Origin of the sequence: Saccharothrix longispora, assembly GCF_031455225.1 — a bacterium.
In the GTDB taxonomy this organism is placed as follows: Bacteria; Actinomycetota; Actinomycetes; order Mycobacteriales; family Pseudonocardiaceae; genus Actinosynnema; species Actinosynnema longispora.
In genome coordinates, this window is the sequence record NZ_JAVDSG010000001.1 from 6,904,207 (window position 1) to 6,917,574 (window position 13,368).

Below are 13,368 nucleotides of genomic sequence, written 5' to 3' on the forward strand. Positions count from 1 at the left end.
CCTCGGCGCTGTGATCATCGGCGCTGGCCTCGTCCTCATGTCGGCCCTCCCGGCCGCCGCCGAGAAGCCGAAGGTCGAGCCCGACAGCGGCAACGACGTCAAGGGCATGGGCATCTGGCTCACGGACAAGGACGGCAAACTCCTCGACGGCAACCGCAACGAGGGGGGCGTCAACGCCTTCTACGCCGGCCTCATCGGCCTGAAGATCACCACGGGCGGCCAGTCGCAGAAGGCGCAGGCGTACTGCGTCGAACTGCCGACGCCGCTGGAGGACGGCAGGCCCCTCGAAGAGGTGCCGTGGGGTGAGCACCCGAACCCCAAGTTCGCGGAGAACGCCGGGAAGATCAACTGGATTCTCCAGAACACCTTCCCTCAGCGCTCCGTCGAGGAGGTCGCGAAGCAGTTCGACCTGCCGATCTCCAAGAAGAGCGTCCTGATCACGGCCACGCAGGCAGCGATCTGGCACTTCAGCGACGGGTCCGTGCTGCGCGCCGACGACTCGACCCAGGAGGTCGACGACGTCGACAAGGAGGTCCACGACCTCTACGAGTACCTGGTCGCCAAGGCCCAGCCCCTGGAGGAGCCGAAGCCGACCCTCGGTATCGACCCTGCCGAGCGCGCCGGCAAGGCTGGTGAGCGGATCGGTCCGTTCACCGTCTCCAGCACCGCCGACCAGGTCGTGCTGACCGCCGACTTGCCGCAGGGCGTCAGCCTGGTCCGCGGCGATGGCACGCCGCTCGACCTGGCAGACCCGAACGCCCGCAGCGCCGCCGCCGCGCAGACCATCACCGACGTGTGGGTGCAGGTCGACGAAGGCGTCGAGCCCGGTTCGGTCGAGTTCAGCGTCAGCGCCTCCACCGAGCTGCGCGTCGGCCGCCTGTTCATCTCGGTCGACAAGAACCAGGCCACGCAGTCGCTGATCATCGCGGACGCCGAGAAGTCGAACGTCGTCGCGAAGGCGAAGGCGAGTTGGACCGAGGGCGTGGTCGTGACCACCACGACCGCCGCGCCGACCACCACCACGACGGTCGAGGCGACGACCACCACGGCGGCCCCGACGACCACGACCACGGCCGTGGCGTCCGGTGGCGGCAACGACGACGACCTGGCCAACACCGGTGCGTCCATCTTCGTGCCGCTGCTGATCGGTGTCGGCCTGCTGGGCGCCGGTGCGGCCGCCCTGCTGGTCGTGCGCCGCAAGCGCGCCGCCTGACAGCACGACCCGACAGCGCGACTCCCGCGAACGGCCCCCTCGGTGCACACCGAGGGGGCCGTTCCGCATCGAGCGCCGCGGCCACGCACGGGTGGTGGACCGGGCGGCGGCGAGCCGTCCCCGCACGCCGGGGAGTACGTTTGCCGCTGGGGTCACGGGGGCGGTTCGGGTAGCCTGCGTCAGGAGTGCGGAGGAGCACGATGAACTTCGACGAGATCAAGAACAAGGCGTCCGAGCTGCTGGAGCAGAACCACGAGAAGGTGGACGCGGGCATCGACCAGGCGGCCGGCTTCATCGCCGGCCGGTTCGGCCACGAGGACCAGGTCAAATCGGTGGCCGAGAAGGCCAAGGACTTCCTGCCGGGTGGAGAGTGAACTCGTTCAACACGGCTGAGCGGACCACCCCGACCGGGGAAACCCGTTCTCCTGCCGCACACATGACGACCTGGCAGGGCTATGACGTGCCCAGGCTGGAGCAGGTGCGCCTGCTCCTCTCGGAGCGCAAGCTCCGCGCCTCGGGCCGCCTCGTCACCGCCGGTCCGGCCGAGCAGTTCAGCGGCTCGTACGAGGTGTCGGTCGGCGAGACCGGCGCCGTGAAGCGGGTCCTGCTGCGCACCGCGACGGTCTCCGAGGAACGCCACGTCTCGATCAGCCGCTCGTCCGAGGGCGGCTGGCTGGTCGACCACGGCCAGGGCGCGGAGCAGGCCGACTTCGACGGCGCGGTGGACGTGGACGTGCAGTTCGCGGTCCTGTTCAACGCCATCCCGATCCGCCGGCTGAACCTCCAGGCCGAGGAGGGCGAGCACGAGATCCCCGTGGTCTACGTGACGCTGCCCGACCTGTCGGTGCAGCTGGTGCGCCAGACGTACCGCACGGTGTCCCTGGGCGAGGACCGCTCGGTGGTGGCCTTCACGCACGGCGAGTTCCAGCAGGACATCACCGTGGACAGGACCGGCCTGGTCGTCGACTACCCCCGCATCTCGTACCGCATTTGACCAGCGGTCCCGTTCGTCCAGGCTGATCACCAGATCGGTCGAGCAAGCGTTTGCGCGCGTCCGGATGGCGCAACGATGCTCCGGTGAGCACACACGTCTTCGTCGACGAGTCGACGCGCAACGCCTACTACCTGGTCGCGGCGTACGTCCCGATCACGGAACTGGGACCGGTCAGGCGTGCGATGCGCGCGTTGTGCCTGCCCGGTGAGCGGCGGGTGCACTTCCAGGCCGAGCGGGACAACCGCCGTCGGGAGATCGTCTCCTGCCTGACCGGGCTGTCGGCGCGGTCACGCGTCTACACCGGTCGGGGACCGAAGGACGCGGTCCGCGCCGCCCTGTTGCGCGCACTGGTCGCGGACGTGGTGGACGCGGGTGGGCGGCGGCTCGTGGTCGAGTCCCGCGGCCACACCCGGGACCGGGACGACCGGCGTCAGGTGGTGAGCACGCTGCAGCGCCTCCGCGTGCCGATGGACGTCCTGTCCTACGAGCACTTCGAGCCGCACGAGGACCCGGCCCTGTGGATCGCGGACGCCGTGGCGTGGTGCTTCGGCGCGGCCGGGGAGTGGAGGCGTCGGGTCGAGCCGCTCATCGACAAGGTCGTCGACCTGGACCAACCGCACAGAGCCTGAACAGCGCGAAACCCGGGCGCCCGTCGTCCGGCGGGTCCTGCCCGGGTCCACTTCCTCGGCCTAGCGGCCTCGGCTGAGACGAACTCTACCAACTCCCCGCCGCCGGTGCCGTCCCTCGACCAGGTGATCTACACCCGCACCGCGATCGCCATCGCCTGACCTACGCCCACGCACGCCGCCGCCACGCCCAGCCCGCCGCCGCGCGCCCGCAGGTGCCGGCACAGGTCGACCACGACCCGCGGCAGGGAGGCGCCCAGCGGGTGGCCGTACGCGATCGCCCCGCCGTGCACGTTGACCTTCTCCGGGTCCACCTCGGGCAGGTGGTGCAGCACCGACAGGGCCATCGCCGAGAACGCCTCGTTGACCTCCCACAGGTCGACCTCGTCCGCCCCCACCCGGAGCCGCTCCAGCAGCTTGCGGATCGCCGACACCGGGGTCACGGTGAAGCGCTGCGGCTCGTCCGCGGTCACCGCGGAACCCAGGAACTCGCCCAGCGGCTCGATCCCCAGCTCCGCCGCCACCTCCTCGGTGCCCATCAGCACGGCCGCCGCGCCGTCGCTGAGCGGCGACGAGTTGCCCGCCGTCACCGGACCGGCCTCCGAGAACACCGGCTTCAGCTTCGCCAGCCGGTCCGCCGTCGTCTCCGGCCGCACGGACTCGTCGCGACGCACGGGCGGGTCGTCCGGCAGCCGCACCGGGAACACGAACCCGTCGTGCACCCCCGCGTCCCAGGCCGCCGACGCCCGCCGGTGCGACCGCAGCGCGAACGCGTCCATCCGCTCCCGCGTGATGCCCAGCGACACGGCGACGTCCTCCGCCGCCCGCCCCAGCGGCACGACCCACTCGGGCTTCATCCGCGGGTTCACCAGCCGCCAGCCGAGCACCGTGGACACGGGTTCGAGCCGGTCCGGGAACGGCCGGTCCGGCCGCGGCACGACGAACGGCGCCCGCGTCATGCCCTCCACGCCGCCGGCGACCAGCAGCGACGCGTCGCCGAGGGCCAGCGCCCGCGCGGCCTGCACGATCGCCTCACCGCCGGAGGCGCACAGCCGGTTGACGGTCGCGCCCGGCACGGACGTCGGCAGCCCGGCGAGCAGCGCGGCCATCCGCCCGACGTTCCGGTTCTCCTCGCCCGCCCCGTTCGTGTTGCCCAGCAGCACGTCGTCGATCCGCGCCGGGTCCAGCCGGGGGTGCCGCCGCAGCAGCTCGACGATCGGCAGCGCGGCGAGGTCGTCGACCCTGACCCCGGACAGCCCGCCGCGGTAGCGGCCGAACGGGGTGCGGGCGGCGTCGAGCACCAGGGGGCGCGGCATGCGCCCATCCTCTCACTGGCCGAGGAAGAAGGGGACGAACGCGGAGGTCGCCCTGGTCTCCGCGGACGTGCCGAACAGCCGCACCTCGATCATGTGCGGGCCCTGGGACAACCCGCTCGTGTTCAACGCGAACCGGTACTTCCCGGCGATCCCCGGCCCTTCCTCGGCGGTCGGCACCACGGCCACCCGCTCGTCGTCCACGCGCAGGCTGAACCCGGCCATCCCGGCCAGCGGCTCACCGGGCCGGCTCGTCAGCAGCAGGTCGAGCACGAGCCGCCCGCGCCGCACCGCCGCGCCCTCGGGCACGACCTGGCCGCTCGCGTCGAGGACGGTCCCGGTGACGCGCGCCAGCTTGAGCTCCAGCCCCGCCGGCGGCACCGACCCGGTGACCGGCGGCGTGCCGGTCGCGGTGCCCGTCAGCTCCAGGTCGACGTGCGAGACCTGCACCCGCAGCCCGGTCACCAGCGTCGCGCGCAGCTCGCCGCCCGAGGAGCCCAGCACCTCCGCCGGCAGGTCGGCGACCAGCGGGTACGGCACGCTCGGCCGCCACGGCGCACCCTCCACGGCGGGCCGCAGCGGCACCACCGCGCCGCCCACCGCCAGGGTGAACGGCGGCGCCTGCGGCGACTCGTCGGTGTGCAGCACCGCCAGCCGCAGCCGACCGCCCGTCACGCCGGGCGGCGGGGGCGACGCGGGCGCCGGGGCGGGGGCGCCGGGCGCGGTCACGACCTCCACCCCCGGTCCCGGTACCAGCGGCGGCGGTGACGCCGGCGCCGCGTCGAACGCGATCAGGCTGAACGCGGCCCGCTGACCGGTCGGCCCGACCGCGGACACCAGCGCCGTCGCCTCGGTCCACGCCGGCGCGGACGGGCTGGTCGCCACCACGTCGCCGTCCAGCACGACCCGCGCGCCGCCGGGTCCCAGCTCCAGCTCCCACCGGTGGCTGATCCCGGCCTCCAGCGCCGCCACCGGGCGCACCTCCGTCGTCGCCGCGCCGTCGGGCGTGAGCACCCGCACGGACGTCGAGCCGTTGCCGGTCGCCACGCGCAGCCGCACCGCGCCCGGCGGCAGGACGTCCCCGCCGACCAGCGTCACCGGGCCGGGCACGAGGTCCAGCAGCAGTTCGCCGTCGGGACCGGGCGCGTCCGTCTCCACGACCAGCCGCCCGGAGCCGTCGTCGAGCCGGAACGGCGTCCGCGACCTCAGCGTGGCCGGTGACGCGGCGCAGTTGTTGCTGATCACCAGCCGCGGCCCGTCGTCGCCCCGGCCGGGCGTGGCCCGAGCGCAGTCGCCGCGCGACGCCAGCCGCCACCGCGTCGGGTCGGGCGCGTCCGGCTGGTCGAACCGGTCCTCCAGCTCGTAGTCGCCCGCCGTGCCGCGCGGCGTGCCGGCGGACTTCGCGGGAGCCGAGCGCCGGCCGTGCGCGTCCACGGCGAGCACCTCGACCCGGTACTCCTCATCGTTCTCCAGGCCGTCGAGCTGCGTCGCGAGGTCGGTGACGAACTTCGTCCGCCCCTCGCCCCAGCGCACCTCGTAGCCGGGCGCGTCCCCGGTCCACCGCAGCTGCAACCGCCGGGGCCCGGACGACACGGTCAACGCGCCGGGCGGTGCGGGCGGCTCACCGGCCTTGGGCACCAGCACGCCCTCCGCGGCGAACGGCGCGAGCGAGGTCGGGGGCGGCGCGGACGTGGTCGTCGCGGCCGACGACCCCTCGTCCCCGCCGGTCCGCAGCACCGCGACCACCCCGGCGAACAGCACCACACCTGCGGCGACGAGCGCGATCCGGCGACGGTCCATGGCGTCAAGCTAGGCGGCGGGGTGATCGCGGTCACCAGGTCGTTGCGGAGCCGAGACCTACAGGGGTCGGATCTCGAACGCCTGCTCCGCCGACCGGACGCCGCGCCGCTGGTCCACCGGGAGCACGCGCACCGCCACCTCGTGCCGGCCGCTGGGCACCCCGGCGAGGTCGACGGTGAACTCGTGCCGCCCGCCCGCGGACCCGTTCACGGGCAGCGCGACGACCCGTTCGCCGTCCAGGTCCAGTTCCAGGCCCTCGACCGCGGCCACCTCGCGCCCCCGCGGTTCGGCCAGGTCGACCACGACCCGGGCCGTGCCGCCGGCCGGGCCGGACTCGTGCACGACCGACAGCGACGGCTTCGGCACCTCCGGCGCGGGCGCGCCGCGGTCGACGAGCCGGGGCAGCGGTCGGTCCGCACCCTCGTCGTCGGTGACGACGAGGTGCGCGCCGAAGACCGTCGTACCGCCGGGGGAGCGCAGCCGCACCCGCGGGTTCGGCTCGGGCCAGGGCAGCGGGAAGTCGGCGTACACGACGGCGGGCCCGTGCTCGCCATGCTCGGGGGCGGGCGGCATGAACGACGCGGGCGCGCTCCGCGAGCCCAGCTCCACCGTGATCGGTCCACCCCGCGCGGCGACCGCCGCGGCCACCACGCGCACCGACGAGGCGCGCTCCAGCCGCTGCGTGGCGACGTTGCCCGGGGACGACGCGTCGCCCTCCGGCGCGGCCGGTCCGAGCAGCACCACGGAGGCGGGCGCGGGGCTCTCCGGCGAGCCGCCGACGCCGAACGAGTCGACCCGCGTGTGCCGCGCCTCCCGGAACGTCAGCCGCGGCGAGGCCGAGGTCCACGGCACCGCCACCGGGGCGGCGGCCACCACCTCCCCGTCGCGCAGCGCCACCACGGCGTCGGGGAGCACGCGCAGCTCCCAGCGGTGCCGGACGCCCTGCGTGGGCGGTGGGACCGCGGCCTCGACCGGCACCACCCGCCGCGTCGCCGGCACGCCCGCGCCCACCTCGAACTCCGCGCCGAGCGGCGTGATGCGCAGGACCACCGAGCCGGGCGGGTGGGGCGGGACGATGTGCCCGAGGTCCTGGGACGGCTCGGGCAGCAGCGCCACCAGCAGCTCGCCGTCCTCGTCGGGCTCACCCACCGGACCGTCCGCGGTGAGCACGACCCGACCCACCGCGCCGTCGCCGGCCGGCGTCCCGAGCCGCAGCGGCACGTTGGACTGGAGGTCGACGGTGGCGCAGGTGACCTCCAGGCGCGGGCCGTTGAGCCGGCCCAGGCCGAGGCAGTCGGCGCCGCCGTCGAACACCCGCCAGCGGCGCGGGTGCAGCGCCGCCGGGCCGTCGAACACGTCGAGCGGCGCGACCAGCCCGTCCGCCCACGCCTCGTCGTGCGCCAACCTCGGCACGGCCCGTCCGGTGACCGGCTCGGAGCGGCCGCCCATCCGGTCCAGGGCGCGCACCTCGACCGCCACCTCGGCGTTCGGGTCGAGCCCGACCAGCTCCGTCTCGGTGCCCTGGACCAGGCGCTCCAGGCCGTTCCACGACACCGCGAACCCGCCGGGGCCAGGCCGGTCGCCCGCCGCCCAGGTCGCCCGCAGGCTCGTCCGGTCCAGCGCGGTGAGCACCAGGTCGGTGGGGCGCCGCGGCGGCAGGTCGTCCGGGAGGTGCTCGACGCGGTCGTCCAGGACGCGTTCGAAGGCGGTCGTCGGGGGAGCGGGTTCCACGCGCAGCACCACGACCGCGCCCACCACGAGCGCCAGGCCGCCGACGACGGCGATCAGCTTGCCGCGTTCCACCCGTTCGAGCCTACGAGGTGCGGGCGTGCGCGGTGGTGCCGTCCAGCGCGACCACCCGACCGCCGCGCGCGCCCAGGTCGCGCAGGACCTCCAAGGCGTCGGGCGAGGTCAGGTCGACGGTCGTCGCCGTGGTCGGCTCCGGCCGGTCCCGGAGTGCCAGGCGCGCGGCGTGACCGGCCTCGATGGTCTTGGCGAGCGCGCCGGTGGAGGCCAGGCTGCCGCGGGCCGCGCCGAGCCTGCCCAGGGCGTCGTCCACGGCGTCGAGCAGCGCGCCCCGGTTGCCCTCGCACATCGCGCGGACCAGTTCGGGGCGGCTGCCGGCGACGCGCGTGCCGTCGCCGAACGAGCCCGCGGCCAGGGACAGGGCCAGCGGGCCGCCGTCGGCGCCGACGCTGGCGAGCACGGCGGCCAGCACGTGCGGCAGGTGGGAGACGCGGGCCACGGCGGCGTCGTGCTCGGCGGCGGACGCGGGCACCACGTGCGCCCCGGTGGCCAGGGCCAGCGCGGTGACGTCGGCGAACACGTCGGGGTCCGCGCCGTCGTCGGCGGCGACCACCCACGCGGCGCCCCGGAACAGCGCGGCGTCGCCCGCCGCCCAGCCGGACGCGCTGGTGCCCGCCATCGGGTGGCCGCCGACGTACCGGGCGTGCGGGGCGAGCCGGGCGACGAGGTCGGCGACCGGTTCCTTGACGCTGACGACGTCGGTGAGCCGGAGCCCCTCGGGGAGCGCCCGGAGCACGTCCTCCACAGCCGGCAGCGGAACGGCGACGACGACGAGCGCGTCCTGTACACGCGCGCGTTCGAGTGCCGCGTCCACCCCGACGACGTCGAACCCGTCGGCCCGCGCGGCCTCCGCATCGGCTTGCGACGCGGTCGCGCCCCAGGTCACGCGCCCCGCGGCGGCTGCCGCGCGCAGCACCGAACCACCGATCAAGCCGAGCCCGACCACGCACACGTTTCGCACGGCGCCCATCCTGCCGGCGATCCGCCAGTCCACAGCCGATCCGGTTGTCCACAGCCGGTCCGGTTGTCCACAGGTCGCCCGCCGACCGCGGCGCGCCCCGCCGCCCGCCGGCACGGTCGGAACCGTGAACACCACGAGCCCGACCGCCCCCACCCCGTCCCCGTCCCGGCTCCCGCTCCTAGCGGAGCGCGTCGAGCGCCAGCGCCGCGTACACGACGACCCCGTGCTCCATGGCCGCCTCGTCGAACAGGACCCGGCTGGAGTGGTTGGCCTCCGCGTGCTCCAGTTCGACCCCGCGCGGGCAGGCGCCCAGGAACGAGATGGCCCCCGGTACTTCCTGGAGGACGTAGGAGAAGTCCTCCGCGCCCATCAGCGGGTCCTCCATGTGCGCGGCCCAGCGCGTGCCGAGGGCCGCCGCCGCGACGTCCAGGACGTGCGGGCCCGCCTCGGCGTCGTTCACCGTGACCGGGTAGCCGGGCACGATCGTCACCTCGGCCGTGCAGCCGTGCGCGGCGGCCACGTGCTCGGCCAGCTTCGGCAGCTCGCGGCGCACGAACGCCCGGGTGTCCTCCGACAGCGTCCGGATCGTGCCCTCGACCAGCGCGGACTCCGGGATGATGTTGGTGGTCGTGCCCGCGACGATCCGGGTCACCGAGACCACGGCCGGCCGGTGCACGCTGATCCGCCGGGCGACGAGCGACTGGAGCGCGCCGACCAGCGCGGCGGCGGGCGGCACGGGGTCGACCGCGTCGTGCGGCATGCCGCCGTGCCCACCCTGCCCGGTCACGGTGACGTGGAAGGTGTCCGCCGAGGCCATCGTCGGGCCGGGGCGGGAGACGACCACCCCGGACTGCAGCGTCGAGCTGATGTGCAGGGCGAACGCCTTCTCCACCCGCGTGCCCGCGGCGTCCAGCACGCCCTCGTCCAGCATGTGCCGCGCGCCGTGGTGCCCCTCCTCGCCGGGCTGGAACATGAACACGACCTGCCCGGCGAGCGCGTCGCGGCGCGAGGTCAGCAGCCGCGCGGCGGAGGTCAGCATCGCCACGTGGGTGTCGTGCCCGCAGGCGTGCATGGTGCCGTCGACCTCGGAGGCGTACGCCAGGCCGGTCTCCTCCCGCAGGGGCAGCGCGTCCATGTCGGCGCGCAGCAGCACCGTCGGGCCGGGCCGGGCGCCGCGCAGCACCGCGGTGACCGAGCTGCCGGCCCGACCCGTGGTCACCTCCAGCGGCAGGCCGGCCAGCGCGTGCCGCACCGCCGCCTGGGTCACGGGCAGGTCCAGGCCCTGCTCCGGGTGCCGGTGCACCTGCCGCCGCAACGCCACCGTCCTCGGCTGCAAGGAGCGCGCGGCCTCCACCAGCCCGGTGAACCGGGGCTCGGGAGCGGTCGTCTTGACGTCGGGCGGAGTTGTGCTCATCCCTCGATAGTGGCATCGCGCCAACCCCGCCGCCCGTGGCCGAGGCCCCCGTGCTACCGGGTGCGTGCGCCTGGCCCTACGGTGTGCACATGGCACACCAGGAGCCGGTCAACGGCTTCGCTGTCGCGGTTGTCCGGGAGGACGGCCGCTGGCGGTGCAGCAGGATGGACAGCTCCGCGCTGTCGGAGCTCGACGCGGCGATCACCGAACTGCGCCAACTGCGCTCGACCGGCGCCGTCTTCGGGCTGCTCGCCGTGGACGACGAGTTCTTCATCGTCCTGCGCCCCGTCCCGGGGGGCGTCTCGCTGCTCCTGTCGGACGCCGCCGCGGCCCTGGACTACGACATCGCCGCGGACGTCCTGGACCTCCTGCGGGTCGACCCGCCGGACGAGGAGGACGAGGAGCTGTGGCCGGAGGGCGACCTCGCGGTGCTGGCCGACCTCGGGATGCCGCAGCACGAGCTCCAGGTGATCGTGGACGAGGTGGACCTCTACCCGGACGAGCAGTTGCAGATGATCGCGCAGCGCTGCGGCTTCGGTGACGAGTTCACCAAGGTCCTGGACACCATCCAGGCGTGACCGCGCACGCGCCGTCCGACGAGGCCGTGGTCGAGGCCGCCCTGGCCGTGGCCGCCGAGGCGCCCGCGACGGGCGACATCCCCATCGGCGCCGTGGTCTACGGCCCGGAGGGCCGCGAGCTGGCCAGGGCCTGCAACGCCCGCGAAGCCCTGGGCGACCCCACCGCGCACGCCGAGGTGCTGGCCCTGCGCGCCGCCGCCGCCGTCTTCGGCGACGGCTGGCGCCTGACCGGCTGCACCCTGGCCGTGACCGTCGAGCCGTGCACGATGTGCGCGGGCGCCCTGGTCCTGGCGCGGGTGTCGAGGGTCGTCTTCGGCGCCTGGGAACCCCGCACGGGCGCGGTCGGTTCCCTGTGGGACGTCGTCCGCGACCGCCGCCTCAACCACCGCCCCGAGGTGGTCGGCGGTGTCCTGGAGGCGCGGTGCGCCGCCCTGATGGAGTCCTTCTTCGCCGACCTGTGAGCCGTCGTCGCAGGTCGCACGGTTGTGCACCCCCTGTTTGGGGCGTGGTCCCCGGTCTTGTATTGTTCTCGGCGGTGGCGTGTCCGAGCGGCCGAAGGAGCACGCCTCGAAAGCGTGTGAGGTGAAAGCCTCCGTGGGTTCAAATCCCACCGCCACCGCAGGTGAGAGCCCCGGTTGCCGATCACGGCAACCGGGGCTCTGACGTTTCGTCTCAGTCATGTGACTTGCAGTCGCAGGCCGCCTTGCATGACCGAAGGCGATCGCTACCTTCGCGGAGATCAACCAGGACCGCTAATGAAGGCTGCTACCAGCGATATTGCCTTTAGCAAACATGAAGTGCAACAAGATGGACGCTGCAACGCGGAGACGTGCCGTAGGTCTGGTGTGGCTTGAGTCACACAACTCGTGGCGTCAACCAGGTGATCAGCTCATCACGGGTGAGGTCACTTCTGGCAATCAGCAAGATGACTGCGGCTAGCTCGCCCTCTGTCATCACGATGTCGAAGGTGTTGCGGTAGGCGAAGTACGGTCCAAGGATCGCCGCAGCCCGCTTGTTGCCATCAACGAAGGCGTGTGCTTTGGCTACGGCGTACATGAGAGCGCCGATCTTGGCCGGACCATCGGGGAAAACGTCCTCCCCAGGACTGTGGTCCTGGGGGAGGACAGGGCGCTCTCCAGCTTGCTGCGGTGCTGAAGCTCGTGGATCCCGAACGAGCGCATGATCTCGACAGCTTCCTCTGCTTCGAGGTACAGCCATCCACTGTCTTCGATCAAGATCAGATCTTGCCGAGCAGTTCGATCGCGTTGCTGTAGCGAGCGCGGATGCGGTCGAGGGCCTCGTCGTGACTCAAGCGACGCTCGTGCCTCTCGGCAGGGTTGGCCAGGGCCGGCTGAGGAAGTGGCACCTCAGCAGCCTCACGGGCCACCCTCTCTTCGGGCGTAACGCAGACGCTCATCGTCACCTCCACTCGTATGTGCAGGGCGGGCCCCCCACCTCAGCTCGTGTGCGTGCGTGTCGTATGCGAACGTAGCAACCATCACCTGATGGTTTATGTACTCGACCAGCGCTTGTCGAAGCGCCAGAGGGCCGCGCTGTTGCCGCTCTGAGCTGTGGATATGCACCCGCTGGTACCGTGGTGAACGTGGGATCGCAGACCTCGAAAGCGTGTGAGGTGAAAGCCTCCGCGGGTTCGAGTCCCGCCGCCACCGGTGCTCTCGTCATCTCGTTCCAGTCCGCGCCTCAGGGATCAGCCGGGGGAGTCCCGATGCCGACCGTGTCGATCATCACCGCCGCGTACGCGCCCAAGGCGGGGTTCCTGCGGGAGACCGCCGCGAGCGTCGCGGCGCAGGAGCTGCCGGCGGGGTGGCGACTGGAGTGGGTCGTCCAGGAGGACGGGGTCGGTCCGTCGCTCGGCCCGGTCCTCGGGGGTCACGACTTCGTGCGCTACGAGGCCCACGACGCGCAGCTCGGCATCAGCCTGACGCGCAACCTCGCCCTCAGCCGGGCCTCGGGGCAGCTCGTCCAGGTGCTCGACCACGACGACGTCCTGCTGCCCGGCGCGCTGGCCCTGCTGCTGGGCCGCTTCCTGGGCAACGACATCCACTGGGCGGTCGGTGCGGCCGACGACCTGTTGCGGGACGGGACCCGCCGGAGCTGGGACTCGGCGCTGCCGTTCGGCCTCGTCGAGGCGGGGGCGGTCAACAGGTGGGCCGAGGAGCACGGGGGCAACTGGCCCGTGCACTGCGCGGGCCTGCTCATGCGGACCGACTCGCTGCGCGCGCTCGGGGGGTGGGCCGGGACGCCGGTGGACGACGACCTGGTGACGTTCGCGGCCCTGTCCGAGCTCGGCGCGGGGTGGAACGAGCGGACGGTGACGTGGCTGTACCGGCAGCACGCCGACCAGACCACCCGGTCGGGCGCGCTCGCCGGACTGCGCGACGTGGGGCGTCGGATGGCCCTCCAGCGCGCGAAGGCCGTGCGGAACGCCGAACTGCGGTTCGCGCCCACCGCGCGACCGGGGTTCGAGGAGGACGGCTCCGTCGTCCGGCTGGGCCGGAACACCAAGCTCCCGGCCGATCTCGGGTGACCCGGGCGCTCCCGCACCCAGCGTGGTCGGGATCGCCGACATCGCCCGCCCGGTGTACCCCACCTCGGTGTTGCGTCGAACGGAGGCCCGTCGGGGCGGCCGAACGGGCGGCTCG

General features: G+C 73.7%; 14 protein-coding genes and 1 tRNA gene. 8 read left to right on the forward strand and 7 right to left on the reverse strand.

The window, feature by feature from the left end:
* Positions 1-37 precede the first annotated feature (37 nt).
* The 4 genes from J2S66_RS29780 to J2S66_RS29795 all read left to right on the forward strand — a co-directional run bounded on the left by J2S66_RS29780 (position 38) and on the right by J2S66_RS29795 (position 2,836).
* Positions 38-1,213 carry a thioester domain-containing protein gene (locus tag J2S66_RS29780; protein WP_310311018.1) on the forward strand — a complete coding sequence of 392 codons (1,176 nt, stop codon included), beginning with the start codon at positions 38-40 and terminating at the stop codon, positions 1,211-1,213.
* A gap of 200 nt (positions 1,214-1,413) precedes the next feature.
* Positions 1,414-1,587, forward strand: coding sequence for an antitoxin (locus J2S66_RS29785; protein WP_310311021.1), 174 nt, complete (start codon positions 1,414-1,416; stop codon positions 1,585-1,587).
* Between the two features lie 62 nt (positions 1,588-1,649).
* The gene (locus J2S66_RS29790; protein WP_310311023.1) at positions 1,650-2,207 is read left to right on the forward strand and encodes a putative glycolipid-binding domain-containing protein; all 558 of its coding nucleotides are present in this window, start codon (positions 1,650-1,652) and stop codon (positions 2,205-2,207) included.
* A gap of 83 nt (positions 2,208-2,290) precedes the next feature.
* Positions 2,291-2,836 carry a hypothetical protein gene (locus J2S66_RS29795; protein WP_310311026.1) on the forward strand — a complete coding sequence of 182 codons (546 nt, stop codon included), beginning with the start codon at positions 2,291-2,293 and terminating at the stop codon, positions 2,834-2,836.
* 128 nt (positions 2,837-2,964) lie between these two features.
* Here the strand turns inward: J2S66_RS29795 and J2S66_RS29800 are convergent, their stop codons facing one another.
* From J2S66_RS29800 to J2S66_RS29820, 5 genes are all read right to left on the reverse strand, one after another.
* Positions 2,965-4,149 carry a thiolase family protein gene (locus J2S66_RS29800; RefSeq protein ID WP_310311029.1) on the reverse strand — a complete coding sequence of 395 codons (1,185 nt, stop codon included), beginning with the start codon at positions 4,147-4,149 and terminating at the stop codon, positions 2,965-2,967.
* A gap of 12 nt (positions 4,150-4,161) precedes the next feature.
* Positions 4,162-5,946 (reverse strand): fibronectin type III domain-containing protein, encoded by a 1,785-nt coding sequence (locus J2S66_RS29805; protein WP_310311031.1) that lies wholly within the window; start codon positions 5,944-5,946, stop codon positions 4,162-4,164.
* Between the two features lie 57 nt (positions 5,947-6,003).
* A complete protein-coding gene (locus J2S66_RS29810) occupies positions 6,004-7,749 on the reverse strand; it encodes a fibronectin type III domain-containing protein (RefSeq protein ID WP_310311035.1) in 1,746 nt (581 codons plus the stop codon).
* Positions 7,750-7,759: 10 nt separating this feature from the next.
* Positions 7,760-8,722 carry a prephenate dehydrogenase gene (locus tag J2S66_RS29815; protein WP_310311038.1) on the reverse strand — a complete coding sequence of 321 codons (963 nt, stop codon included), beginning with the start codon at positions 8,720-8,722 and terminating at the stop codon, positions 7,760-7,762.
* 169 nt (positions 8,723-8,891) lie between these two features.
* The gene (locus J2S66_RS29820) at positions 8,892-10,127 is read right to left on the reverse strand and encodes a M20 metallopeptidase family protein (protein WP_310311042.1); all 1,236 of its coding nucleotides are present in this window, start codon (positions 10,125-10,127) and stop codon (positions 8,892-8,894) included.
* Between the two features lie 89 nt (positions 10,128-10,216).
* On the opposite strand from J2S66_RS29820, the gene J2S66_RS29825 reads away from it, so the two are divergent.
* The 3 genes from J2S66_RS29825 (at position 10,217) to J2S66_RS29835 (ending at position 11,324) form a co-directional block, all read left to right on the forward strand.
* Complete coding sequence (locus J2S66_RS29825) at positions 10,217-10,705, forward strand: tRNA adenosine deaminase-associated protein (RefSeq protein WP_306744310.1); 489 nt, start codon at positions 10,217-10,219, stop codon at positions 10,703-10,705.
* Positions 10,702-11,166 (forward strand): nucleoside deaminase, encoded by a 465-nt coding sequence (locus J2S66_RS29830; RefSeq protein WP_374726148.1) that lies wholly within the window; start codon positions 10,702-10,704, stop codon positions 11,164-11,166. Before J2S66_RS29825 ends, J2S66_RS29830 begins: the two co-directional genes overlap by 4 nt.
* 73 nt (positions 11,167-11,239) lie before the next feature.
* Positions 11,240-11,324: transfer RNA gene (locus J2S66_RS29835), tRNA-Ser, on the forward strand.
* A 236-nt stretch (positions 11,325-11,560) separates the two neighbouring features.
* Here the strand turns inward: J2S66_RS29835 and J2S66_RS29840 are convergent.
* Both J2S66_RS29840 and J2S66_RS29845 read right to left on the reverse strand, forming a co-directional pair.
* A complete protein-coding gene (locus J2S66_RS29840; RefSeq protein WP_310311046.1) occupies positions 11,561-11,923 on the reverse strand; it encodes a type II toxin-antitoxin system death-on-curing family toxin in 363 nt (120 codons plus the stop codon).
* A gap of 19 nt (positions 11,924-11,942) precedes the next feature.
* Positions 11,943-12,128 carry a hypothetical protein gene (locus J2S66_RS29845; RefSeq protein ID WP_310311049.1) on the reverse strand — a complete coding sequence of 62 codons (186 nt, stop codon included), beginning with the start codon at positions 12,126-12,128 and terminating at the stop codon, positions 11,943-11,945.
* Positions 12,129-12,431: 303 nt separating this feature from the next.
* On the opposite strand from J2S66_RS29845, the gene J2S66_RS29850 reads away from it, so the two are divergent.
* Positions 12,432-13,253, forward strand: coding sequence for a glycosyltransferase (locus J2S66_RS29850; protein WP_310311052.1), 822 nt, complete (start codon positions 12,432-12,434; stop codon positions 13,251-13,253).
* Positions 13,254-13,368: the final 115 nt, after the last annotated feature.

Excerpts from the sequence above, each read along its gene's own strand:
- J2S66_RS29780 (WP_310311018.1), top strand. The coding sequence starts at position 38 with ATGTCGGCCCTCCCGGCCGCCGCCGAGAAGCCGAAGGTCGAGCCCGAC.
- J2S66_RS29785 (WP_310311021.1), top strand. The coding sequence starts at position 1,414 with ATGAACTTCGACGAGATCAAGAACAAGGCGTCCGAGCTGCTGGAGCAG.
- J2S66_RS29790 (WP_310311023.1), top strand. The coding sequence starts at position 1,650 with ATGACGACCTGGCAGGGCTATGACGTGCCCAGGCTGGAGCAGGTGCGC.
- J2S66_RS29800 (WP_310311029.1), bottom strand. The coding sequence starts at position 4,149 with ATGCCGCGCCCCCTGGTGCTCGACGCCGCCCGCACCCCGTTCGGCCGC.
- J2S66_RS29805 (WP_310311031.1), bottom strand. The coding sequence starts at position 5,946 with ATGGACCGTCGCCGGATCGCGCTCGTCGCCGCAGGTGTGGTGCTGTTC.
- J2S66_RS29815 (WP_310311038.1), bottom strand. The coding sequence starts at position 8,722 with ATGGGCGCCGTGCGAAACGTGTGCGTGGTCGGGCTCGGCTTGATCGGT.
- J2S66_RS29820 (WP_310311042.1), bottom strand. The coding sequence starts at position 10,127 with ATGAGCACAACTCCGCCCGACGTCAAGACGACCGCTCCCGAGCCCCGG.
- J2S66_RS29825 (WP_306744310.1), top strand. The coding sequence starts at position 10,217 with ATGGCACACCAGGAGCCGGTCAACGGCTTCGCTGTCGCGGTTGTCCGG.
- J2S66_RS29840 (WP_310311046.1), bottom strand. The coding sequence starts at position 11,923 with ATGGCTGTACCTCGAAGCAGAGGAAGCTGTCGAGATCATGCGCTCGTT.
- J2S66_RS29850 (WP_310311052.1), top strand. The coding sequence starts at position 12,432 with ATGCCGACCGTGTCGATCATCACCGCCGCGTACGCGCCCAAGGCGGGG.